Source organism: Nostoc parmelioides FACHB-3921 (genome assembly GCF_014696625.1).
Classification (GTDB): domain Bacteria; phylum Cyanobacteriota; class Cyanobacteriia; order Cyanobacteriales; family Nostocaceae; genus Trichormus; species Trichormus parmelioides.
The window spans coordinates 1-25,663 of sequence record NZ_JACJQL010000038.1; the positions used below are offsets into that span (position 1 = coordinate 1).

The window sequence follows — 25,663 nt, forward strand, 5'->3', positions numbered from 1 at the left end:
CAAATTGATAATGAACTGACAGATGATGGTAAACCTGCATATCGCAAGCTGGGGACAGTGAGTCAGCAGTCAGTGGCTGATTACAACCTCAAGCCAGGAATGGCTACCAATAATGCTCTACTTGTGGAATTGAAGCCAGAACTAAGCCGTAGTCAGACAAAGCTGATGTTTGATAAGGCAAACCAGTACGCCCAGAAGTTCCGAGAAAGTATACCATCAGAGCAGAGATTAGGAGCCGCCGCCGCCGCATGGAGTGTTGGTGCGGCAAGACAGGATGAACTGGAACGTAAAAATGATGGAGAGGAGGAAAATAAACAGTCTCAAACTGCAATCCAAAAGAAAATACCCAACTTTGTGTTTGCTGCATTTGGAGAAGAAATTGTTTCCCGACTGAGACAATTGCAATTTGATGAAATGACATTAGGGACATTGGGCAGCGAGGCGAACAATTTCAAAGATAAAGTTTGGCATCCCGACGAGAAATACCCGATTGAAATCAGGGCATCTCACCATCCAAGAGGACATGAGCGCCACGCTTCAAGATTAGTATTCGTACAGGATACTAATGGCGAGTACAAGGAATACGCATCGCTCGAACCAAGAACCGGACAGCTACCAATTGGTACTCAAGCTCTGGCTAATATTATCCCTGGTGAAACATACACAGCCAATGCCACGATTGCAGTTCCAGGAAAGCCGGAGGTAAATTTCACTATCAGAGAAATTGGCAAGTTCGCTTATGCAGGTCAAACCTTCAATGCTGAGTCGGTGAAATTAGAGATTGGCACAAAATCAGTACCTAGTCAAACGGTGAAAATCAAACTAGACGGTAAAACTCTAGGGGAATTAGATGCTGATTCAATCAAACAGCTGCAACCATTTAATCTTGTTAAAGATGGTCAACCCTTCAACCTCAAGTTAAAAACAATTTCTGACAAAGAAAATCTGGGATTTGTGCTGGCTGAATCGCCAAACGGAAATCTACTAAGAATCAATAATATTGGACAGTATGACTACAAAGGGCAAACATTTAATGATGAAAACTATCGCAAGCTGACGTTAGAAGTATCACAAACTCAGGTCAAAGATGCAGTGTTTCTCAATGGTCAGCCGTTGGGTGTGTTGTTTTTCAAAAAAGACAAGGCAGCTCTTAAAGAACTAGGCGCTTTACAACCGGGAAAGTTGACACAGGTGCAAGCAACCCTCCAAAGTAATTTCTCGACCACTGTACTCAAAGTAGACCCACAGAGTATTAAGTATCCCGAAGTTTGGACAAAAGAATCTCAGGCTTTTGACACACAAACACTCAACCAAGAACAGCAACTTCTTTTAGAGAAGACTGCACCGATATTGACCAAAATCAAAGAGCGTCCCACCATATTGTTCGCTAGTCCTGAAGATAAAATGCAAGGCATGACGCAGATGGCTGTTGATAATCACAAGGTGGAGGCTGTAACCAAGTGGTTGACCCAGAAGAATATTGCACTCACTCAGATGCCCCCAGAGGATTTTCCCCTAGAAACGAAAAAGGGACTGGCGGTATTTAACTTGGTTAATTCAACTATCCCTGAAGAAGTTAGTACGGCGATGACTAAGAAATTTGGCGCAGTGATTGAATCACTTCAAGAGTATCAGGATGTAGTGCGATCGCTGCCGAACCGCCCTGAGTCTTTACAGCCGTCACAGCCGTTTCCTCAAGTTGAACAACAGACTTCGCCAAATCCACCCGCATCCGCCACCCAAGAAGCTCACAGTCCAAGTGTCACAATTGAAGAATTGAGAAATTGGTACAACAATGCTCATAACTTAGGAAAGCCTGATGAATACAAAAAACGTATTGTGGAAATAGGCAATGATTTCAAAGCGGGAGCGCCCTTGTCAGAAAAAGCGATCGCGGCAATGCAAAAGGATAATCAAGACTTGCACAACATCAGTCGGCTCACCGAAATGGCGCAAAGGATTGGCATGGTTTGGGGACAGCCTGCCCAAGATGGTTTTACTATGGTTCGGGGCAAAGTTTACGATTTGGCTTACAACGGAGATCGCAAAGATTTAGTGATTGCCCAAAAAGATGGTGAAGTAGTTTTCAGGCTGGAATCTGGGAGAGTGCAAATTAATCAAGTTACACCACAGGTATTACAAGCTTTTGAGCAAGCGAATAATCAGGCTCAGGCAGTTTTGGCAAAGTCTAAGGTTCAAGAGACAGAAATTCAGCAGTAGTCTTTAGAACAAAATTAATTATGGCAGCAACAGATTTAGAACAAGCGCAGATTTTATAAAATCAAAATATGGAACACATTAACCCTAAAAACTTGGAGTTTGTATGAAATTATCTGATTTATCATTAGAAACTCTAGAAAAAATTAAGTCGGTTAGATGGGATAGGATTATTGAAAAGCACGAAGGCCCAGAAGATTGGGAATCTGTTTTGAAATATGAGGAGTCAGAATTTATCGAAATTGAAGGGTGTCCAGTATTATTACCTATAGATAAATCACATCATCCAAATATACGTGTATTGCGTGCAATTTGGAGCGAAGGAAAAAATTCTGTTACTTTGTTTCTCTCGGATACTACCTATGAAGATGACCCCTTTTTCTCTGGTTTTATGGCAGTATGCGATCGCTTGAAGAATGAGGAGTTTTTCATAGCGATTGTGTATCATGAATGGTTTATTATTGAAAGAGCAGAAGTTCTTCAATAGATATTCTAAAAGTGATAGGTCGATAGATAGAAGGCAGATATATTCTAGCGTGGCAAAACTAGCTAGAGCAAAAACTTAAACCTAGTAAGTTCGTTATTATTTAAAATTTTGGTTTACCTATTTACGCCTATTTCAATCATTAAAAATCTACTCTAGTAAGTTTTGCCGCTCTAGCTTATTTTGAGCGATTGGGGAGCAATAGCCCAAGCCATACAGGAAAAATCGCTATCACATCAAAAATTTAGCCACAAACTATACAAAACTCTCAAAACTGCATAGCAATAAGATAGCCCTGTCATCAGGAGGTACAAGAAGTTTTGCAACAGCTACGAGAAATACCCTGTACACCACAGTTTCGATTAAATGGGGAGATTCAGCGTACAGTTAAGCGGTACTGGGAGAATGTTCCTGGGGTGATCGCCTATCTCAAGGAGGCGATAAGAACTTGGAAGGGCATTAATTCACCGGAGGCTGTGTTTGTAGCGGCTTGTAAGGAGGGTAGGAAACCGGAGTCGGCACAGGTCAAATCTGCTGTGAAAGAATGGTTTGAGTGGGCTAGGCAGAAGCGGATTGTGATTGCGATGTCGGGTAAGGTTGTGTACACGGCGGATGGTGAGGCGGTGGCGTTGACCGAGATGATGCGGCGGTTTCCGGTGGGGGACTAATAGCACAAGGAAAGTGGAGATTGCTTCCCTAAAAAAATAACAGAAAATCAGGATAACTCAAGTTCGCTACTGCCTTCGCCTTCGATTCAAACCACGTTCTTGTAATTCGAGAGAACGGCAAGAATCCTTCAAAGTATCTTGCGTTCCTACAAAAACTCCTTGTCTACCCGTAGGTGATGGTTTTAATCTCCAAGTACGCGCTTGTCTCAAATGTTCTTCATCCACAACTCGGTTTCCGCTAGAGCGCAAAAGACGCACATTCGTAACATTGCCTTTGTCATCAGTATCAACAGCTACTTCTACTCTGCTTTCTATTGTTTGTCGTCTTGCTGCTTGTGGATTCTTAGAGCTACATTCGCCTTGAAAACAATCTGCACGACTGTTGCTTGAATGATGAATTTTTGGAGGTATTAGCTCTGTGCCTACTGACTGGCGATTTCCTGTTGTTTCATTTGTAACATTAGTGTTGCTACTTGCTGAATCTGTACTAATATTAAAAGGGCTGGAATTATTTAACTCAACCGGAATAGCGCTAACACTATTGTTTTGATTTATTCTAGAGTCTCTTACTTTCGTCAAGCATTCTACTAATTTTCTAGCATTTGTTTCTGGAGCCTGAACCTGCAAAAACTGTGTTTTAATTCCTGTTAATGGCTGAACTTGCTCAACTAGGTTGATTTGATATTTTTGAGAAGGTATTGGTAGTAAGTAAGTGTCTACTTCTGATGACAACACATTAGTCTGCAATAATATGACAGCAATAGCACCATAAGTTAAAGAAGTAACACTAGATAAGCTCATAATTTAATTTCACCTAGCTCAGGGCGCAAGTTACTAGTACAGGAAAATATTATTCCATTCACATAGACATTTGACTACAGTATTCACACAATTAATTGCCTCTAACGGAACAACACCAGGATTTTTTTTGTCCAGGTTTAAGCTCACTACAATCGCGCTCAGGATTATTTAACAAACCGACTGATCTATTCTTCAATTTTTGCAAAACGGTGGCTAGAGGCAAGAACACTGCCATAAAAGACATCAGCACTCCTTTTGAGTGGGCGCGGCAAAGGATTGTGATTGCGATGTTGGGTGAGGGCCGGATGGTGAGGCTGTGGGGTTGGCTCTGATAATGCGGCGGTTTCCGGTGCGGAAGTGACACTACAAGTTTTTCATGATAAATTATATAAATATGGATTGAATAAAACTAATCTTCAATGTGTACTAATTAGATACTTAAATAAGTCATCAATAATCGCATTTGCAGCTAAAATACCACTACCAATCCAGTAGTCTGAAACTAAATAAACTTTGTTTTCTTGCACGGCTTTTAAATTTTGCCAAAGTGGATTGGTTTTGAGTTGTTCTAATTTTTTAAGTGCCGTTTGTGTTGCTTGAGGTGTATTTTCACCTGTCCAGATGAAGATAACATCACCATCTGCTTTTTCGAGTAATTCATTACCGATAGACATTTGAATCGGATTACCGAATAACTTTGCTGCTTGTGATGCTGTAAAATTTTGAGATTCTGGGCGAGATAATCCAGCGTCTTGTAAAACTGTTCCGCAGAAAGAATCACGTAGATAAAGATTGATATTATTTGTATACACTCGCACTACAGAAATTTTCAGTTTTGATAAATCATTGCCCATTTTCTGTTTAAATTCTTCTAGACGACGATAATATTGAGCCATAACTTGTTGAGCAACTTCTTTCTTACCTAGTGCCACACTAGTATTAGTAAATATATCTTTCCATTTACCACTGTGTTCAAAGTTAAATAATACAGTTGGTGCTATTTTGGCAGTGAGAGAATAAATTGATTGTTGAAAATCAAGCCCTAAAATAAAGTCTGGTTTAATGACGAGAATACTTTCTAAATTAGGTTCGCCACTTGTCCCCATATTTTTTATTCCTGTAAGTCGATCTTGCAAGTATGATGAAAAATTAGAAATAATACCACCAACAGGTTTAATACCTAGTGCGATCGCATTTTCCAAGGAAGCTTCATCGAGAGTCACAAGTCGCTCAAACTTTTCTGGGATACAGGTAATTCCCAGAGCGTGTTCTACATCACGACAAGCTGCGTTGGTGTTTTGATAATTAATAGGTAGAGAACCATCACGATGACAAGCTACAGCCAGAAGTAGAGTACAAAATATGACAATGCCAAATTGCACCCAGCGAGTAATAATTTTGATTTTAATTAAACTGTCATTCATGATGGAATCTCATACACTGCAACCGATTTCCCTCAAAATTCAATCGCAAACGAACCAATCAATGTTAGAGGTTCACCGTAATAAATACCTAAACGACCACCGTCAGAACCAGTAAAATAAGTATTGTCAAAGAGGTTGCGGATATTTAAAGCAGCTCTCCAGTTATCGCGCTTGTAAAATACTGACGCATCGGTACGGACAAAACTAGGAAGAATATAACTGTTGTCTAAATCTCCAAAGCGATCGCCTACAAAAAATAATCCTAATCCAAATCCTAACCCTTGCAGATTTCCTTGTTGAAATTCATAGGTAGTCCAAAAGCTTGCTGCGTGTTCTGGGATATTATCGCGCCTGCGACCTTCTAAACCAGTAGTATCTTTGCTCACGAAAGCATCAATATAAGAATAGGATGCAATCACTTTCCAACCAGGGGTAATTTCTCCAGCAATATCAAATTCAATACCTCTACTAGTCTGTTCCCCTGTTTGAATTTGGTCGTTAGGATCGGATGAATTGGGGTCATCAACAGTCACGTTTTGCTTGCGGAGGTCATACAATGCTAAAGTTGCACTCAAATTGCGGGTAATATCAGCTTTTAAACCTATCTCAAATTGTCTTCCTGTTTCCGGTTTAAATGGTTTACCGTTACCATTACGACTCGCCCCAAAACTAGGTTCAAAAGAGTTTGCATAAGATGCGTAAAGTGAAATATTTCCAGATGGTTGATAAACTATTCCTAAGCGGGGGCTAAACTTAGTATCTGATTGAGACGATTCTTGCTTTTCTTCACCTAAATTGCGGGTGCTGCGGGTTTGCTCTAAAATATCAAATCTACCGCCTAGTAATAATTTGAGTTGAGGAGTTACTTCTATTTGGTCTTGGATATAAAACCCATATTTATCGAGAGTATCATCACGGAAAAAATTTAATATTCCTGCTTTTGGATACTCTAGACGACTGTATACAGGGTTAAATATATTAATAGATGGGTAAGCTTCAAAGTCCCCGAAAGTTCCATCTTCGGTGATTTTAGTATAGTCAAATCCCAACACAAGTTGATGTTTAATCGAACCAGTTAAAAATTTTCCTACTACATCTGTTTGCACTGCATAAGCATTATCTCGCCGTTGAGAGAAATAGCTCAATCTGCTTAATTCACCTGTCTCTTCATCGAGAGAATCTCTTAGAGGATAATAACGTTCTAAATTGACAAACTGAGCGCGAAAAGCGTTTCTAATTGACCATTGATCATTAAACTTGTGGTCAAGTAAATAGCTAAAATTAGTGACATTTATTTCCACATTCTGGAACGGCTCACCTAAGAAACGTTCCCGTGGTAAATTTGCCGGGCGATCGCCTATTGCCACAGTACCATCATCTGCTGTGCGTTTTTCTTCCAGCCAAGAACCATCTATAGTTAAATTGGTATTAGCACCAAGGGCAAACTTGAATTTAGGAGCAAGAACAACCCGTTCTGAATTAACAAAGTCACGAAAACTGCCAGCATTTTCATAGAAAGTATTGAAACGATAAAGTGCGCTCCTATTACTATTTAAAGACCCCGATAAATCTATCGCGCCTCTATAGGTGCTAAAACTGCCAACAGTTCCCTCAAAAGCATAAAACGGTTCAGTTAAAGGTGGTTTAGTAATCAAATTCACCAAACCACCAGGGGGTGCATCTCCAAACAACACTGATGCTGGCCCTTTCAGAACTTCGATGCGTTCAATATCGGCTGTTTCAATCAAGCCACCATAATTTTGATAAGAACGAAGTCCATCCCGAAATACATTAGCCGGAAAACCACGTAAAGAAAGATATTCGCTAAAACCTTGGTAATAACCAGCACTTGTCGAACCACTCACATTTTGTAGTGCATCTTGGACGCGAATTGTACCTTGATCTTTGAGGACTTCACGCGGAATCACTTGAATTGATTGCGGAATATCACGAATAGGTGTGTCTGTCTTCGTTGCACTTGATGCTTGTTCTGCACGATAACTACTTTGTTCCCCCGTAACTACCAGTTCAATTGGTTGTTCTGGCTGGGTTTCGCTACTGGGTTGTGGTTCTGGCTGCGTTGGGGTTGGTTGTGTCTGTGGTGTTTGGCTAGTAGTCACACTCGCTGTAACTCCGACAACCAAACCTTCATCACCATCAAATAACTCTACTTGCGGTGCAATAGTTTCACCAGTGATTGTGACGCGAATAGTGTTTGCATCTAAATTGTTAACTGCGACTTCATTAATCCCCGTGATGGGTTTTTCCTGGCGGAATGTATTACCGTTAGGTAGGCGTAATTGAGTATTGGGAATGTCAATGATATAACTATTACCCTCAGTTTTATTTATGAGTTGTAGTTGATCTGATTGATTGGTTTCTAAAATTATCTCTATGCCTTTATCTGTGGTTTGTAACGTGACATTTGTGATCTGCACAAGAGTTTGTGCTAACCATTGTTGAATACTGGTTGCAGGTTTTTCTATCTCACTTAATTGAGAAATTTTAGATATTGGTTTTTGATTTTCTTCAGCTGACACAGGTGAATTCACCAGCACCAAGGCCAATCCTGTCATCCAAGCTAGTTTTTGCAATTGATTTGACATTACTCTACTCACACGCAAATAAGGGACTGGGGATTGGGAAATCCTATTAAGGACTTTTAAATCTGTAGGGTGCGTCAGTTAGATCATTATTCGTACTGACGCACTTGACTAACTACCCAATGCCTCATATCCAAGAGTCTTGATGTTTGTAATTAATAATTACTATAAAGAAGATTACAGGAAAGCCTTTGATTATGGATATGTGCTTTGAACGCTAGACGGAATTTTTTGAACGCTAGACGGAATTTTTGTCTTTTTCCGTGATGGAATCAGGTTACTATTGCTTGTGTGTACAGAAGTTTCTACATAAAGTTTTGATGCTAAAAATTCAGACTATTTAATCTTTCTGTTATTACCCTATTAATTCATCAATATTTATAGATGACCTGGAATTAGCTAGCAAGAACTCTTTGGGATTGATGCCAAACTTTTTTCTAAAAGCACTAGCAAAGTAGCTGCGACTAGCAAAACCAACGCTACGAGCCGCTTTAGAAATACTTGTTTCTCCTGTGACTAACAGTTTCCTAGCTTGTTCTAATCTATGATGATGTAAATAGCTAAATACCGTTGTCCCAAATACTAAACGGAATCCACGTTTGAGGGTGCAATCATTCAATCCTACTTGTCTAGATAAGTCCATTAAAGAAGGAGGATTATCTAAATTACGTAATAAAACTTCTTTGGCATAGTGAATCCGTTCCACATCATCAGGCTTGAGAGAAAAGGTGTCATGTTTACCTTGACGTGCTGCTACATCTTCCTCCACCAGCAACACCAAGAGTTCTAAAACTTTACTTTCTAAATACATCCTTTTCATCATTCCCTGATAGGGACAATTTAAAATTTGTTGTAATGCTACTTCCATTGCTGGTGTATTAGTACCAGCACGAGAGTAATATTCTTGATGGGATTGTCTAACTAAATGAGCTAATTCCTGTGGTAGCTGATTTTTTTGTTTACCCATAAACAGGTAAAATATTTCCGGTTCTATGTGGACATTGATCTCAATGATTTTTCCTGATGTCAATGATTTAACTCTGTCTTTTGGTGCTAGTCCACTTCCGAATAATATGTTTTGTCCATTACTAGCAAAACAATTTTGCTCTTGATAATATGCTGCTAAATAAAAACTGTATTCTAAAGGATGTTGTCGCTCAGGGTTTTTGATAACTAAATCTTCATGTAATTCATGTTCTGAAATTGCTAAGTGTAACCCATTCCGTAATTCTATTTCTCCCCAAAATCCTGTACCTAAATTCTGTGGGAATGGACAAAAAGTATCAAAGATATTCCAGGATTTTCCTAACATCGGGGAGAGCATCTGTACACTTGCTTCTGTTTCCGGTATCTCTACAAATAATTCCCAAAATTCTTTTTGTGAAATGGTAATTGTCATAACTATGAGCAAGATATGTCAGTCAGTTTTCAATACAAAGCTGGTATAAGCAGCATTTGTGAGCAAACACAGCAAATAACAGCTTATTGAAATTAATTAGCACTAGATTAATTAGAATAGCTCCTCATTATAACGATTTTTAGTTACTGATTATACAAATTATTTGCATAATATTCTCAATTAGTGGAGGGAAATATTTAAAATGCAATAAATAGGCATAATTCGCCGTAGAATACGAAAATTAGCTGAGAAATATTCTCTACTGACCTCTGACAGCTTCTGAAATTAGCCTCCAAAATATGGCTTGTCTATAGCTAAAGCTTTATGAAAATCGGACTACAGCAATATTGGAACTTACTTGTAGACTATCTCAAGCCGCAAAAGGGTAGAGTAGTTAAGTTTGCGATCGCACTTCTTTTCAGCATCGGCTTACAAATTCTCAACCCCCAAATTTTACGTTATTTCATTGATACGGCGGTGAGTGGGGGCGATCGCCAAAAATTGTTCCTAGCGGCGTTGTTGTTTATTGGCGTAGCCTTAATCACCCAAGCAATGTCAATTACCGCCACATTCTACGGTGAAAACGTCGCCTGGACAGCTACTAATAATTTGCGTGCAGATTTAGTAGAGCATTGTTTAACACTAGATTTATCCTTCCACAAATACCGTACACCAGGCGAATTAGTGGAACGCATAGACGGCGATGTGCAGAATTTATCAGAATTTTTCTCAAAATTTACTATTCACATCTTGGGTAATTTGCTCATGGTTTTGGGTGTGATAGTAGTGCTGTTTATAGAAGATTGGCGAGCCGGTTTAGCTATTTTATTGTTTGCTCTTATCGCCTTGTCTACTCTGATTAAGTTGCGTCGTATTTCAGTTTTCCATTGGGGAGGTTATCGCCAATTTAGTGCTGAGTTTTTTGGCTTCTTAGGTGAACAGTTAACAGGGATGGAAGACATTCGTGCTAATGGTGCAAAAAACTATGTCATGCACCGCTTCTATACAATTATTCGTAACTGGCTACCCATCTTTCATAAAGCCCGCTTTGCCGATACAATTCTTTGGGTGACAACTAACGGTATATTTACGTTAGGCAGTGTCGTTGCTCTCATCGTTGGTGCTTACCTGTGGAGTCAACAGACAATTACCATCGGTACAGTTTACCTATTGTATTACTACACCAATATTCTCAGCGAACCGATTGAACAGATTCGCAACCAATTTGAAGACCTCCAACAAGCAGATGCGAGTATTTACCGCATTACAGACTTATTGCAAGTTCAATCTCAATTGCGTACAAGCGGCGAAAAATCACTTCCCCCAGGCGCGCTTTCTATAGCTTTTGATAATGTCTCTTTTGGGTACAATGACCGGGGATCGGGGACTGGGGACTGGGGACTAGGGACTGAAGATTTAGTATTGCAAGATGTATCCTTTAATTTACCTGCGGGTCAGGTTTTGGGATTACTGGGACGCACAGGAAGCGGTAAGTCTACTTTGGCGCGATTACTTTTGAGATTGTATGACCCGCAATTGGGTTCAATTAGGTTGGGGGGTGTACCTATCGACCAAACCCCACTTCAAGAATTACCGGAGAAAGTGGGATTAGTGACTCAAGATGTGCAACTTTTTCAAACTACAGTTCGCAATAACTTAACTTTTTTCAACCCTGACATTACTAGCGATCGCATCTATGAAACAATAGAAATGTTGGGCTTGTCAGAATGGTTGCGCTCTTTACCCAACGGCTTAGAGACAAACTTAGGCCCAGATAGTAGCGGCTTGTCAGCAGGACAGGCGCAGCTATTAGCCTTTACCCGTGTGTTTCTCAAAGACCCTGGTTTAGTAATTCTCGATGAAGCCTCTTCACGTCTTGACCCAATCACAGAAAGGCTCATTGAAAAAGCTATAGATAAATTATTGATGGGACGAACCGCCATTATTATTGCCCATCGTTTAGCCACTGTAGAAAGAGCCAATCAAATCTTAATTTTAGACAAAGGTAAAGTCAGTGAATACGGTGAACGAAAAGAATTAGCAAACAATCCTAATTCACGTTTTGCCCAATTATTAAAAGCTGGTTTAACAGATTTATTAGTTTAAATAAGGGACTGGGGACTGGGTACTGGGTATTAAAAGTAGACTCCTCTTCTTATTCCTGAGTCATCACCCATACTTTTTGATCTTTCTCAATCTCCGATCCCCAATCCCCAATCCCCAATCCCTAATATTATGATTTCATCAAGCAAAAAACTTGCTGGTTGGCAATTATTATGGCAATTGATTTGCTATAAACCAAAACTCTACTTAATTGATACTTGCTTCTGGATTTTTATTATGGGCTTACCTGCTCTACCTGGATTAATTATTCGAGAATTTTTTAATAGTCTCACAGGTAAAGCTCAATTTGGTTTATCACCTTGGGCATTTATTGCAGGTTTTGTTGCTTTAAATTTAGGGCATATTTTGGTGATATTTATAGGACGCATCACCAAAACTCAGCATCGTTTCACCATGAGGTCATTACTGAGAAGAAATTTATTAGAACGTCTCTTAAATAATCCTCATGCTCAAATTAAGGTCACTCAGGATGATACTGAAAATACTGTGTCCCAAGGTGAAGTAATTAGCTACTTTCGAGATGATGCAGAACACATTGAAGATAATGTGGCATGGATATCAGAAATATTTGGAGAAGGACTATTTGCTGTTCTTTCTTTAGTCATCTTATTAAGTGTCAATATACCTATGACACTATTTGTTTTTCTCCCCTTAGTGGGAATGGTAGTAATTATTCAAAAAGCAGAAACACGTATTAAAAAATATCGCCAAGCCAGCCGTCAAGCAACTCAAGAAGTGACCGGAATTTTAGGAGAAATCTTTAGTTCTGTACAAGCGATTAAAGTAGCTGGTGCAGAACAAGATGTCCTCACTTATTTTCGCACTTTGAATGACAAGCGGCGCGAGAGGATGGTTAAAGACAGCCTATTAAAAGCTATTCTCAATTCACTATTTCAGAACATGGTGAATTTCGGCACAGGTTTGATTTTGGTGATGGCTTCTTTTTTGATGCAAAGCGGTGGTAATCAATTAACAGTAGGTGACTTTGCTTTATTTGTTTATAACCTATCATTTGTCACAGGTTTTTTTGCCTCTGTAGGCGGCTTTATGGCTTTGTATAAACAAACAGAAGTTGCTTTTGAACGTATGGCTGCTTTAATTTCTGGTGCATCAGCAGAGACTTTGGTAGCCCCAAATCAACTTTATTTGCAAGAATTGGGTAAAAGTAGAAAAAATTTACCTCGATTAGAACAACCGACAGAAAATGAAAGTCATCATTTACAATCATTAAAGCTATCAAATCTAACTTATATTTATCCTGGTACTCATCAAGGAATTGTAGATATTAACTTACAAATACAACGCGGTAGTTTGACTGTCATTACTGGACGCATCGGTGCAGGAAAAACTACATTGCTCAGAGTATTATTAGGACTATTACCCAAACAAGCAGGGGAAATATATTGGAATAATCATCTAGTTGTAGACCCAGCTAATTTTTTCGTACCACCTCGCAGTGCATATACTCCCCAAATTCCTCAACTTTTCAGCTATTCCTTACGAGAAAATATCTTGTTGGGATTGTCTAAAGATGATGCTGATATTGAGACAGCATTAAAAATGGCTGTGTTTGAGCAAGATTTAGCAGCCATGAATGAGAAGTTAGAAACCCTAGTGGGAACAAAAGGTGTGCGGCTTTCTGGTGGACAAATGCAACGTGTAGCGGCGGCGCGGATGTTTGTACGTCAGCCAGAATTACTAATATTTGATGACCTTTCTAGCGCGTTAGATGTGGAAACAGAATTAACATTATGGTCGCGGATATTTGCTAATACAACTGAACAGGGAGAAAATCCTTGGACACCAACCTGTTTAGTAGTGTCTCATCGTCGTTCTGTTTTACGACGCGCTGATCAAATTATTGTGATGAAAGCTGGTAGAGTTGTAGCTCAAGGTAAGTTTGATGAAATTTTAGCTGATGAACAAGCTGATTGGATTTTTTAGCTTTTTGGCAACTTAAATAAATTTTGTCAGCAAAGCATTCAGGGCAAAGACATAAACATGAAAGCTGGCATGGGCTATCATTGCTGCTTCAAGAGAATATTGCCAAAATAGCCATCCACAAGCAATACCTACTATACCATTCAGCAGAATGGCGTAAACGATGACCCAACCTGTAATCGGTGTAAGACTAGAGATTAGCGGCAAATGCAACAGCCCAAAAACAACTGCTGCTAAAACGATCTCACTCTGATAGACTGCATGACTAGGCAATCCTAAGCCTTGTTTGCATAACTTCCAACCTAACCAGACTAGCAGCGACATTAACCCCCAACGCGTCAAAATTTCTTCCGTAATCCCTCCGTAAAATATCCCCGCTATAGCATCCATAATACTGGGTTGGGGCTGATTAGTAGCCCTCAATGCTTCTGGTAATACAGGTTCTAGCAATAAGCGAATCGATAGGGTTATGACTGTTGCTGCTGTACCAATACCTAGACCCCATTTCACATCATTGATCCAGGATATGGGGTTGGATGGATGAAGTACCCAATATTCAATTAAATGCGATCGCAATCCTACCACCGGAGTACAAAAGATACCAATCAAAACAGCGATCGCTAATAAAACTGCGATTTGGATTGCTTGCAATAGCAGTACAATCCATAAAGGTGGCACTTCTGCGGCTATTTCTGTTGGTAAGGTAGCTAACTGCTTTTGAATTACGGAAATCAAGGACGGAATCAGCAGTACAATTCCCCAACTACCTAACGTAAATAAAATTGCAAACTGCTTTAAAACCAACATGAGATTAATCTCCTGGAATCAAGATGCTGGATAGCAAAAATCGTTTCCTCTGCTTTGAGGGTTTTTGGTGCAAAAACTTCACTAGTACCTGATTGAGAGATTGTGTTAACTCAGCCAGTTCCTCATCACTCAAATGCAGTGCTATCTGACGATAGCCAACTCCATCTTTGACAAGATCAATCTCATCCCGTTGTAAATATGCTTCAAACTCAGTCAACAAGCTAACGACAAAGGCTGTGAAATGGCGTTGATGATCTGCACCTGTTAAGGCGGCTAGTTCTTCTGGTAAAAGCTCAGTGTTTTGCTCTTGTAGACTGTAAAACTTTTCCACAGTACCCCGAATGGGATGTTCTGCTACAACGGTCAGGAGTTCTGCCTGTACAAGCTTTTGGAAATGACGATACAACGTTGCTTGAGGAATATCGGGTAGTATTTCGCACAATTGCCGTGCTGAAAGATGGCGATCGCCTACAAAAGCTTGCAGAATCTTTAATCGGACAGGATGCAGAATTAGGTCTGCTTTGCTACCACTCAAATTTTTAGAGAAATAAATGTTATTGTTAATAGTAATATTATCATTATTGATAATAATGTCAAGCAATTGTATTAGGAGTCATATTTGACTTCTGTTGGCGTAGCCTGCGCTGGCGCATCAAAACTCCTTTAAGAGTTCCCTACTTACGCAAGCTATCGCAATAAGTGCGTAAGATTTTATACTTTATTGCTTGTCAGTAAATATTTAACTAAATCATCGAGAATAGCATTAGCTGAAAGGATGCTACCATGTACCCAATAACCAGAATCAACTTGATAAACTTTTTTATTTTTCACTACATTTAATGTTTGCCATAGAGGTGTTTTCTGATATTCTTGAAATGCCTCTATTGCTCCTGGGTCTACAGCTATAAATAAAGCATCTGAATCAAGTAAGTCTAGACGTTCTAAACTAAGAATTATCAAATAATCATCAGGACTTTTAATCAATTGGCGTTGATGAGGCGGCATAGAAATTCCAACTGAATGAACAATACCACCAGGAAATGAAAATTGGGAACTAAATTCAGGAACTTTCATCCCGCCGTGAATACGGCTAACAGTAACTTCTAGTTTCCCAAATTTATTTTCTAATTGCTCTCTAATAGTTTGAAATCGCTGTTCGTATTGAGTGAGCAATTCTTCAACTTTTTCAATTTTATTGACCACTTTACCAATTTCTCTTAATGGTGTTTGCCAATCAGATTGAAAATGTTTTACTTGCACTGTAGGAGCTATTTTTGACAATAATGGATAATTTTCTGGCTGTATCCCATAAACACTAACAATTAAATCTGGATTTAATTGCAATACTTTTTCTAGATTAATTTCTCCGGTTTTTCCTATATAGCTTATCCCTGCTATTTTCTCTTTGAGAAGATTAGCTTTGCTGTCAAAGAAGACATGATTTGCTGTCCCTATGGGTTTTAAATCTAATGCCACTAAAGCTTCTAATGCTATTTGGTCAACAACAATAATGCGTTGCGGGTTGAGGGGAACACAAGTTTCTCCTAATTCATGCTTAATTAATCGACATTCTGATGCTGGTGATTTTTTATCTACTAAGTTCGGGTGTGAATGGCGATAACAAGCAGTAACTATCACCAAAGTTATGATGAGTAATAAGTAATGCAATTTACGCCAATTCACATTATTTTCCCTCTAAACAAATTGAGCAGTTAGAACTTAATAGAGAATGTTCCCAAAACAGTAAATGGTGCGCCAGGAGAGAGTAAAAAGCCAGCAGAATCATAGTAACGGGTGTCAAATAGGTTTTTAAAGTTCAAACCAATTTGATAATTGTCTCGTCGATAGAAAATAGTAGCATCTGTTCTCACAAAAGAAGGAATGGTAATGGTATTTGGTAAAGTTGCTTCTCTATCGCCTACAAAAAATAGTCCTCCACCAAAACCTAAACCCTTTAAACTACCTGTTTGAATTTGGTAGGTTGTCCATAAACTAGCACTATTCCTGGGTGCATTTGTCAATCTATCACCAACTGGGAGGCTATTATCTTCACTCACATAAGCATCGTTATGAAAATAGGAAGCAATCACATTCCAACCTGGTAAAATCTCCCCAGCTATATCTAGTTCAATACCTCGACTTTTGACTTCTCCAGCCGCAATAGTAAAATCTGGATTGTTTAAATCTGTTGTCGAGACATTGTTTTTAGTAATCTCATAAACTGCTAATGTTGCTGTCAGTCTATCATCTAAAAATTTACCTTTAATTCCTACTTCGTATTGTGTACCAGTTTCTGGTTCTAATGGCCGACCACCAAAAGCTATGGCGTATTCATTTGGTTTAAATGCACGAGTGTAACTAGCGTAAAGTGATAGATTCTCTGTTGGTTGATATACTAAACCAATTCGTGGGGAAAATTTTTCATAATAACGCTCTGTAATGTCAGTCTGAGTGCTATTGATAATATCAGGTTTATATTCGTCTCGGAAATTGACAAAATCTAATCTTCCACCCATTAATAGCTTGAAATTAGGTAGTAATACTACTTGATCTTGGAAGTAAAGACCTACTCTATATGTATTAGTATTACCCTCAAAACCTTCCTCAAAAGTAGTGGGAATAGCTGCGCCATATACTGGATTTAAAATATCCAAAGATGGGACATTATAAGAAATGAAAAATGGATAACCAAACTCACTTCTACCTAACTCAAAACCTAACAGAACTTCATGTTCAATTGAGCCTGTTTTAAATTTTCCGATTAAGTCATTCTGCCAAGAATAATCTCTAGAGTAATCACCTACTTTGTTGTATCTTCTGGCAACTGTGCGACCATCATCAGCAAATGGGTTTTCAAAATCAACTGGCTGAAAGTTGGAACGTGCTGTGTCAACCGTTTGTACAGAAACCGCACTGCGAAATCGCCAATTTTGGCTGAATCTATGATCTAAGCTAACATTTACTCTATTTCCATAGAGTTCATAACTATCGCTGGGTTCACCAAAGTTAAAGCTAATTGGTAAATCAAAGGTTCTAGTTATTGGTGGTAAACCTCTGTCATAGGACTGGTTGAGGTTAACGTATTCATATTGCAAATCGAAATTTGTGCGATCGCTTAATTTCACACTTAAGCTAGGAGCAAACGTATAAAGCTCTTTATAAGCAAAATCTCGAAATCCACCAGAGTTTTCATAGGCAGCCACAAAGCGATACAAAATATTGTTATCTGGGGTGAGTGGCCCGGAAATATCTATTTCTGGACGATAGTAACTATAGCTACCAGCAGAAAATGTTGCAGAGTAGTAAGGTTCATTAAGAGGCTTTTTAGTGATGTAGTTGACAATACCCCCAGGCTCTAGTTGTCCATAGAGTACCGAAGCTGGGCCTTTCAGAACTTCTATCCTTTCAATTGTGGCAGTGTCAGTAAATGCTGTGAAACTATCCTGCCTAAAACCATTTCTGAGATTAGCATTGGTATCAAATCCCCGAATGGTATAGCCATCAGTGCCGGCGTAATCTGTTTTGACAGTGACACCACTGACGTTACGCAACACATCTGCAACCCTTTGCACTTTTTGGTCTTCGATTACCTGTCGAGGAATTACCTGAATTGCTTGGGGAATCTCTAACAAAGGTGTATCTGTTTTAGTTGCAGTGCTGGCATCTGGAACTTTATATCCTGAATCTTGCGAACCTGTCACCACTAGTTCAATTGGTTCATTGGCTGTTGGTTCTTCTGATGGCGTTTCTGTAGTGGGTTGATTTTCCTGCGGCTGTTGTGGTTGTGTTGCCGCAGTTGTTGCAGGTGTCACACCAAATATTAAACCTGCATCACCATCAAATAGCTCATAGCTAGGACTTCCCGTTTCACCTGTAATCGTGATTCTAATAGTATTACTGTCTTTATTGATGACGGTAACTCCAGTAATTCCTGCAAATGGGTTTTCTTGACGAAATGTATTCCCGGAAGGTAAACGCAATTGAGCATTAGTAATATCGGCAATTAAGCTATTCCCTTCACTATTATTTGCTACTTGCAATTGCTCGCCTTGGCGAGTATGTAAAATTACTTCTATACCTTTATCTGTAGTATCAATCCGTACTCTATCAATCACAATTGGAGACTGGGGAGTTTGAGATAGTAAATATTTAGTAGTTCTAGCGGTATGACTTTCTTGAGATAAGGGAATATGATTTTGGCTTGTTTCATTTCCCCAAGCTGGTTGAACAGCAAAGACTACCCCTGTTAACCATAAACCGATCAATAGTTGCGGTTGTTTCCACATAATATTTATCCCACTCCACAAGCAGCTGTTAGCTACCTAAATTAAGAATCTTTTTCAAAAACGATACATGAAATTAATTTTATTTTGAAGGCTTTTGTGGATCTCAAACGGATTTTTTTGAGCCTGAAACGGATTTCTAGGGTAGTCTGATAGCAAATAACTGTCTCTTATGGAAGAGTTCAGGCTTTTATCAACAAATCATAAGATTTAGGATTTATCCCAAATTGCTTGCGAAACGCAACTGCAAAACGACTTTGGTTTGCATAACCAACAGTACGCGCTATTTGTTTCACACTCATTTTACTTTCTAGAAGTAATTGGCGTGCTTTTTCCATTCTTTGTTGCTGTAAATAGGTAAATGCAGTTGTACCAAGAACTTGACGAAAACCCAACTTGAGTTTGTAGTCGTTTAAGCCTACTTTTCGCGCTAGTTCTAGTAAGGAAGGTGGATTATCTAGATTTTGAGTTAAAATTTCTTTAGCATAATGGATTCTGGCAATATCATCCCGCTTCAGCACAATTGCTTTTGTATAGTTTTTTTCAATGTTGGTCAATTGTTCTATTTTCAAAGCAATTAGTTCTAAACATTTACTTTCTAGATAAATTTTTTGAGTTAAACCTGTAAAGGGACAATTGATAATTTGTTTCAGTGCAACAAGCATTTCTGGAGTAGTAAGGCTGATTTGACGATAGGGTTCTTCGCTTGGCTCAATAAACCTCTGCAAAGTTTTTTGGGAAATTTGTATATCATTGGTAATAAAACCACTTAATATTTCAGGAGATTCTAAATGTATATCTACTTTTAAAATTCGTCTCTGTCCTAAAACTTCTACTTTACTATCTTTATAAATACCACTACCTAGAAAAAAGTTTTGTCCACTATCAGTTGCATTCCAATATCCTAATAAATGAAAACCAAATTCTAAACATCCAATAAATGTTTCTTCTGATGTGCCATCAATAATCAAATCTTCGTCAAATTCTGCATCAATAATTAATAAACTTATATCCCGTAATTTAATCCAACGTTCATAGCCATGACCGAATTTTTGGGGGCATTGGTTGATAATATCATCTGGGTCTGAGAGGTTTGCTTGTTTAATATTTTGATTGTGTTCTGTCCACAATTCTTGATAATCTGCCAGTGAAATGGTATTCCCCATGCTTTTCCTAAACTTACTCTGAATGCTGATTGACTGCAAACATTTATAGAGAAACTTTCTCAAATATTTCTAGAAATGAGTTTATCAGCGTTGAGCAATGGTGTCTAGAGATTAACGAAGCTGAAGCAAATGAAGCAAAAAATGTCTTTCCCCTACCTCCCTATACCTTTCTAGGACAGGCTTTTTAGACTTTGACCCAACAATACTGCTTTTAGGGTGTAGGGGTGTGGGAGTGTTGTCGGCTATGTGACAGTAAAAGAGATGGCAATTGTTCTAATATCAAAGAATTAGCAATAGGTGGGCCAATTACACTGCCCCATAGGGTGTAGTCTACAAAGTAAACTCGCCCTTCTCTCCATGCTTGTGAATTGTGCAAAAGGGGATTTTTAGCCCATTTTTCCTTGAGTTCTTGGATAGGAACTTTGTAAGTAGATTCACCATTCCAGTTATCTAGCCAAGTAGTAACGATGACAATATCTGGGTTGAGTTGAGCCAGAGTTTCTAGGTTAATCTGTGGTCTTACCCCTAATTTTCGTTCTACATCTGGCAGGAATACAGGTTGAAAGCCAATTTTTTCGAGGAGTTTAATAGTATCTCCGTTATATACAACCTCTATATAGTCCATTGCCTGGCTACAAGCAATATTTAGAACTCGTGGATGGGTTTTGACGAGAGGGGCTAATTGAGTGCGGACTTTAGCAACTTGTTGCTGTTGTGAGGTAATGATTGATGAGATATTTTTCTGACTATTCAGAGCTTTGGCAATAATTTTAATGTTTTCCTGCCAGCTTTTATCATTATCTACCAAGACAGTTGGCGCGATCGCACTAAATAACTGATTGTCCTGATAATTTAACCCCAGAATCAAATCGGGTTTGAGTAGAGTCAAAGTTTCTAGGGAAGGACTGGAGCGATCGCCTAAATTAATCGGCTGACTTGTGACATACTTACCCAGGTAGGGAATTTGTTGGCTAGGGTTGTCAAATTTAGGCGATCGCACTAAATAAGCATCGGCGTAAGCAGCAGGTTGCACATCAAGAGCTAACATCAGACTCAACATCTTTGGTTCGAGAACCGCGATTTTTTGAGGTTTACCACAAATTTTGGTTTTCCCTGCTGCATGTTCTACGACTCGACAATCAGCAGAAAGCGATGGCTCACTTTTTAAACTGAGGTTTTGGGGACTACCACCATGACAAGCTGTAATTAGGATGGCTGTCACTAGAAACCAGCCAATATATTTATAGGAGAAAGCGATGGCTACTCCCGCCAAAGGCATCGCATTGCGGCAAGTTTCGCGGAACATTGTGGAATCAATAAAAATCAAGGTTAGAACTGAATCGAAAACGAGCCGATGACAGTAAAAGGTGCGCCAGGATAGATTGTATTTCTGGCTTGAGATGTTTCATAGTAAGTTTCGTTGAAAAGATTGCGGAAATTCAGTGCTAACCTCCAGTTATCCTGTTTGTAATAGATAGCTGAATCTGTTCGGAAATAGCTGGGCATAATGCTGGTATTTTCCAAATCGGCGTATCTATCTCCCACATAGTAAAGTCCCAAACCAAAGCCCAAACCTTTTAAATCACCGCTTTGCAGTTCATAGCTTGTCCATAAACTCGCCGCGTGTTCGGGTACATTATCGATGCGATTACCAACAGCAATTGTATTGTCTTTTGAGGTAATTGCATCGGTGTAAGTATAAGATGCAATGATGTTCCAACCTGGCAGAATTTCACCACTAATATCTAATTCAATACCTATACTTCTTTGTTCTCCTACCTGTATGGAGAAATTGGGATCGGGATTGTTGGGGTCGTCAGTGACAACATTAGTTTTGGTAATTTGGTAGGCTGCTAGAGTTGCCGAAAGTTTTTCGCTGATATCTGCCTTGATACCAACTTCGTACTGCGTTCCTCTTGTTGGCTTAAAGGGTTCGTTTGTTGCCGAAAGTCCGAAAAATCGATCTGGTTTAAAAGACTGAGTGTAACTCGCATAAAGGGAAATCGGTTGAATTGGTTGATAAACAATACCAACACGGGGGCTGAAAGCACTGAGAGATTCTTCAGTTGTTGTTTCTGCAAAACCTGTTTCTTCTCTTTGGAAGGCATCAAAGCGACCACCAATCAAGACCTTGAGATTATCTGCAAAAGTAATTTGATCTTGGATATAAATCCCTAGAGTATCTCTACGAGTTGTGTAAGAGAAAGTTTGTTCATCAGGTATATCAGGTAAATCAACATCATAATTAGGATTGAAAATATCTAGCTGTATGAGGTCTGCCACATCGAATGAGGTATATTCCCAGGTGTTGCGTCTTAATTCCACCCCGATTAAAGGTTGATGGACAATCGTTCCTGTCTTAAACCGTCCGACTAATTCTGTTTGTAGGGTATAGATTTTTCGTGAGAAACTATCACGTCCTATAAATATTGGGGCAAATTGGTCATCAACTAGGTCATTACCACCAATGGCATAATCACCTGCTAATCGACCAGATACAAAAGAAAAGGCATTACGAAGTTGCCAATCCTGACTAAATTCATGCTCTAGTCTATAGCCAACCCGTAAATTGCTATCCTCATAAACACTTTGCGGCAGACCAATGAAGCGACTAATGGGGATGGGTGCGGGTCTATCTCCAATAGAAGGAAGTCCGCGATCAAACAGGTAACTATTGTTTAGATATTCTAGGTCGAATGTTAAGGTCGTGCGATCGCTAATATTCCAGGTAATTACAGGCGCAACAAATACACGTTCTGTAAAGTTATAATCTCGAAAACTCCCAGCGTTTTGATAAGCCACATTCAGCCGATATAACACTGAACCATCATCTGTGAGCGGCCCAGAAATATCAAAACTGGGGCGATAAAACCCATAATTGCCGATATTAAATTCAGCTGAATAATAAGGAGTACTAAGGGGTTGTTTTGTGACAATATTGACAATTCCTCCCGGTTCAGCCTGACCAAATAGAACAGAAGCCGGGCCTTTGAGAACCTCAATGCGATCGATATTTGCTGTGTCTACCGAAGAGTAAAAGTCATTATCATTAAAACCATTACGGAAGTTGCCATCTTGATCGAAACCACGAATTTTATATCCACCGGCATCTGAGCCGCCTAAGTTACCTTGTTTGCGTACACCACTAATATTCTCTAATGCCTCTTGTATGCGCGTCGTCTTTTGGTCTTCTAAGATTCGACGCGGGATCACTTGAATCGAACCCGGAATATCTCGCAAAGGTGTATCAGTTTTGGTTGCAGTGGTTGCAGTCGGTACGCGATATCCGTCTTGCTCTGCCGTCACCACCAATTCAATCGGTTCATCCTGCTGCGCTGCGGGTTCTTCTGGAGGTGTCTGAGTTGCTGGTTGTTCCGCCGTTGGTGGTGTTTCTGGTGGTTGTGCTGCTGTGGTTGTAGATGCAACAGCTAAAATCAACCCTGCATCATCATCAAATAACTCAACCGCAGGTAACGCTTTTTCCCCGACTATCGTCACCCGCACAGTATTTGCGTCAATATTCGCAACTGTTATCTCAGTAATTCCCTCTGTAGGTTTTTCCGAGCGGTATGTAAAACCATCTCCATTAGGCAACTTTAACTGCCCACCAGTAATATCTGCAATAAAATTATTACCAGTACTACGATTATTAACTTGCACTTGATCCCCTTGCTTGGTTTCTAAAATCACCTCCAACCCTTTCTCTGTGGAAGTTGCTTTTACTCCTGTAATGAGAATAATATTCTGTTTGCTGGGGGCTGGCGTTTGTGCCAAAATGCGAACATTGGTCACAGGAACTTTGATTTTATCCTCTCCCAGTGTCTCAGCTTTTGTGGGAGTAGCGACTAAAATAGCGATACCAGCAAAGCTGGTTGCCAAAGGTATTCCACTTGTCAACAGCAAGCTTGGAAATAGTTTATCTAACTTCATTGATCTCCCCACACAAAATAAAACTACTCGTCTTTAACTCAAATGGACGATTAATGCAGAAATAATTTTTTGAATTACTAGCTAAAAGATTATTAGTAACTATTCTCAGTAATCTTACGGCAAGTATGAGAAAAGCTGAAGTTAGGGATGTTCTCCAAACGGAATTTTTCTGTTCTTTAAACGGAATTTTTGCGGGAATAAACGCTAGGACTTTCGCCAAACTTTTTACAAAAAGCTGTCATAAAAGCACTGCGGCTAGCATAACCTACATATTGGGCTACTTGATTGACAGTTAACGTTGCATCCAAGAGTAATTCTTTTGCTTGTTCCATACGGTAGTTATGTAAGTAACCGAAAACGGTTGTACCGAATATTTGTTGAAAACCTTTTTTGAGAGTACAATCATTGAGATTTACTTGCCGTGCTAACCCTATTAATGTTGGTGGATCAGTAAAGTTATGAATGAGAATATCTCTAGCTTGATAAATGCTATCTATTTGTATTGGCTTGAGAGTAATAGTTGCATCTAAGCGAAGCGAATCTTGCAAATCTTCCAAACGAAGTGCTAATAATTCTAATACTTTAGCCTCTAAATAAAGTTGCTTTGTTAAATCTTGATATGGACAATTTAAAACTTGTTGCAATATAGTTTGCATTTTGGGTGTTGTCCTGCCAACTTGCCAGTAATCTACCTCTTCGCTCTTAGCGTTATCAATGATGTCTCGAAACTTAGTAGGAAGTTGAGCTAAATGAGCAAATATCAAACTTTTAAATAAAGTATATTCAATATGAATATCTAATTTTAAAACTCTTTCCTGTGCTTGCCATTCCTTCCAACTTTCTTCACCACTATCTAGCGCCAGTTGGATAAAATTTTGCCCTGTTTTAAAATCTATACTATGGTCATAACCAAAAAGATTAAAACCTAATTCTAAACAAGTACAAGGTTGATTTGTTGAATTTTTGACAACTAAGTTTTCTTGCAGATAGTAGTCTTCTAGCAAAAGAGAAATTCCTGGGCGCAAGTGAAACCAACGCCTATAACCATGACTCATCCCCTTGGGATCATGTAGCTGAAATTCGTAAGTTTTTGGCTGAAAATGACAATTATTATCCAGTTGAGTTGACGGCAATAAATGATAACAATCTGCTGGTTCTTGTAAAACAAGGGTCATGGAATTTGGGATTTAGTATTTTGAATTTATTAAATATATAGATGAGAAATAATATCATCAATTTTCTTAAGAAATGAGTAACAAGAGTTACAAATATTTTTTGAGTAAGTAAGCAACACCAAGCTTGATGCTGCAAATAATACTTAATCTTCAGGTTTCGTCAGTAAAGAAGGAATACTCGCAAAAATGGCAGATTCCAACTCTTTAGGGAGCTTTTCCCACATAAACGCCCCTTTGCGATTATTGATGTACATCTGTGTAAATTCGAGTAATGCTGAGGCATTTTCTGCATCTGGAGGTAGATCCACAAGCAGATAGGTTGGTTTTTCCGGGCTAGAAATCGCCACAACACAGCCACGGCTACAAGCCCACAAACATCCTACAGGCTGAATTTCTAGTTCTTCTATTGCAAATTTTTCTGAAAATAAACTGGTGATTTTGTCAAGTAAAACACTGCCATCAGAAAGCTGATTTTCTGCTAATTCTGCGGATGAACGGTGACAAGATTTGCAAACGAATAGGGTATGTTTGGTCATGGGTTCAATGTGTGTCCGTTAACATAAGAAATTGTGGCATTCTGCGGATTCTTGCAGAATATATAGTCATCTGAGTTAGGAAAAGCAAAAAGTTTATTGAGAAAT

17 protein-coding genes and 1 pseudogene are annotated in these 25,663 nt (G+C 39.1%); 5 read left to right on the forward strand and 13 right to left on the reverse strand.

Annotated elements, in window-relative coordinates; all coding sequences use genetic code 11:
* From H6G14_RS21495 to H6G14_RS21505, 3 genes and pseudogenes are all read left to right on the forward strand, one after another.
* Positions 1 to 2,220, forward strand: a pseudogene (locus H6G14_RS21495) (hypothetical protein); the annotation flags it as partial.
* 103 nt (positions 2,221 to 2,323) lie between these two features.
* Positions 2,324 to 2,704: a hypothetical protein gene (locus H6G14_RS21500; protein ID WP_190569441.1), complete on the forward strand. Its 381-nt coding sequence runs from the start codon at positions 2,324 to 2,326 to the stop codon at positions 2,702 to 2,704.
* A 317-nt stretch (positions 2,705 to 3,021) separates the two neighbouring features.
* The gene (locus H6G14_RS21505) at positions 3,022 to 3,369 is read left to right on the forward strand and encodes a hypothetical protein (protein WP_190569542.1); all 348 of its coding nucleotides are present in this window, start codon (positions 3,022 to 3,024) and stop codon (positions 3,367 to 3,369) included.
* Positions 3,370 to 3,435: 66 nt separating this feature from the next.
* On the opposite strand, the gene H6G14_RS21510 is transcribed toward H6G14_RS21505, so the two are convergent.
* From H6G14_RS21510 to H6G14_RS21525, 4 genes are all read right to left on the reverse strand, one after another.
* The gene (locus H6G14_RS21510) at positions 3,436 to 4,170 is read right to left on the reverse strand and encodes an energy transducer TonB (protein ID WP_190569443.1); all 735 of its coding nucleotides are present in this window, start codon (positions 4,168 to 4,170) and stop codon (positions 3,436 to 3,438) included.
* Between the two features lie 416 nt (positions 4,171 to 4,586).
* Positions 4,587 to 5,594: an iron-siderophore ABC transporter substrate-binding protein gene (locus H6G14_RS21515; RefSeq protein WP_190569445.1), complete on the reverse strand. Its 1,008-nt coding sequence runs from the start codon at positions 5,592 to 5,594 to the stop codon at positions 4,587 to 4,589.
* 32 nt (positions 5,595 to 5,626) lie between these two features.
* A complete protein-coding gene (locus H6G14_RS21520; RefSeq protein WP_190569447.1) occupies positions 5,627 to 8,200 on the reverse strand; it encodes a TonB-dependent siderophore receptor in 2,574 nt (857 codons plus the stop codon).
* A 352-nt stretch (positions 8,201 to 8,552) separates the two neighbouring features.
* The gene (locus H6G14_RS21525) at positions 8,553 to 9,596 is read right to left on the reverse strand and encodes a helix-turn-helix transcriptional regulator (RefSeq protein WP_190569449.1); all 1,044 of its coding nucleotides are present in this window, start codon (positions 9,594 to 9,596) and stop codon (positions 8,553 to 8,555) included.
* A 324-nt stretch (positions 9,597 to 9,920) separates the two neighbouring features.
* Here H6G14_RS21525 and H6G14_RS21530 point away from each other — a divergent pair, with 324 nt between their 5' ends.
* Together H6G14_RS21530 and H6G14_RS21535 are read left to right on the forward strand one after the other, a co-directional pair.
* Complete coding sequence (locus tag H6G14_RS21530; RefSeq protein WP_190569451.1) at positions 9,921 to 11,702, forward strand: ABC transporter ATP-binding protein; 1,782 nt, start codon at positions 9,921 to 9,923, stop codon at positions 11,700 to 11,702.
* 129 nt (positions 11,703 to 11,831) lie between these two features.
* Complete coding sequence (locus H6G14_RS21535) at positions 11,832 to 13,664, forward strand: ATP-binding cassette domain-containing protein (protein ID WP_190569453.1); 1,833 nt, start codon at positions 11,832 to 11,834, stop codon at positions 13,662 to 13,664.
* A gap of 12 nt (positions 13,665 to 13,676) precedes the next feature.
* Here H6G14_RS21535 and H6G14_RS21540 read toward each other — a convergent pair whose 3' ends face one another.
* From H6G14_RS21540 to H6G14_RS21580, 9 genes are all read right to left on the reverse strand, one after another.
* Complete coding sequence (locus tag H6G14_RS21540; protein ID WP_190569455.1) at positions 13,677 to 14,468, reverse strand: CPBP family glutamic-type intramembrane protease; 792 nt, start codon at positions 14,466 to 14,468, stop codon at positions 13,677 to 13,679.
* A gap of 4 nt (positions 14,469 to 14,472) precedes the next feature.
* Positions 14,473 to 15,069, reverse strand: coding sequence for a helix-turn-helix domain-containing protein (locus H6G14_RS21545; RefSeq protein WP_190569456.1), 597 nt, complete (start codon positions 15,067 to 15,069; stop codon positions 14,473 to 14,475).
* Positions 15,070 to 15,179: 110 nt separating this feature from the next.
* Positions 15,180 to 16,151 carry an ABC transporter substrate-binding protein gene (locus tag H6G14_RS21550; protein WP_190569458.1) on the reverse strand — a complete coding sequence of 324 codons (972 nt, stop codon included), beginning with the start codon at positions 16,149 to 16,151 and terminating at the stop codon, positions 15,180 to 15,182.
* Between the two features lie 29 nt (positions 16,152 to 16,180).
* Positions 16,181 to 18,754, reverse strand: coding sequence for a TonB-dependent siderophore receptor (locus tag H6G14_RS21555; RefSeq protein WP_190569460.1), 2,574 nt, complete (start codon positions 18,752 to 18,754; stop codon positions 16,181 to 16,183).
* 179 nt (positions 18,755 to 18,933) lie between these two features.
* Positions 18,934 to 19,917 (reverse strand): helix-turn-helix transcriptional regulator, encoded by a 984-nt coding sequence (locus H6G14_RS21560; RefSeq protein ID WP_190569462.1) that lies wholly within the window; start codon positions 19,915 to 19,917, stop codon positions 18,934 to 18,936.
* A gap of 211 nt (positions 19,918 to 20,128) precedes the next feature.
* A complete protein-coding gene (locus tag H6G14_RS21565; RefSeq protein WP_242053503.1) occupies positions 20,129 to 21,223 on the reverse strand; it encodes an iron-siderophore ABC transporter substrate-binding protein in 1,095 nt (364 codons plus the stop codon).
* A 23-nt stretch (positions 21,224 to 21,246) separates the two neighbouring features.
* Positions 21,247 to 23,847 carry a TonB-dependent siderophore receptor gene (locus H6G14_RS21570; protein ID WP_190569464.1) on the reverse strand — a complete coding sequence of 867 codons (2,601 nt, stop codon included), beginning with the start codon at positions 23,845 to 23,847 and terminating at the stop codon, positions 21,247 to 21,249.
* 176 nt (positions 23,848 to 24,023) lie between these two features.
* Positions 24,024 to 25,022 carry a helix-turn-helix transcriptional regulator gene (locus H6G14_RS21575; RefSeq protein WP_190569466.1) on the reverse strand — a complete coding sequence of 333 codons (999 nt, stop codon included), beginning with the start codon at positions 25,020 to 25,022 and terminating at the stop codon, positions 24,024 to 24,026.
* Positions 25,023 to 25,165: 143 nt separating this feature from the next.
* Complete coding sequence (locus tag H6G14_RS21580; RefSeq protein ID WP_190569468.1) at positions 25,166 to 25,558, reverse strand: DUF1636 family protein; 393 nt, start codon at positions 25,556 to 25,558, stop codon at positions 25,166 to 25,168.
* Between the last annotated feature and the right edge of the window lie 105 nt (positions 25,559 to 25,663).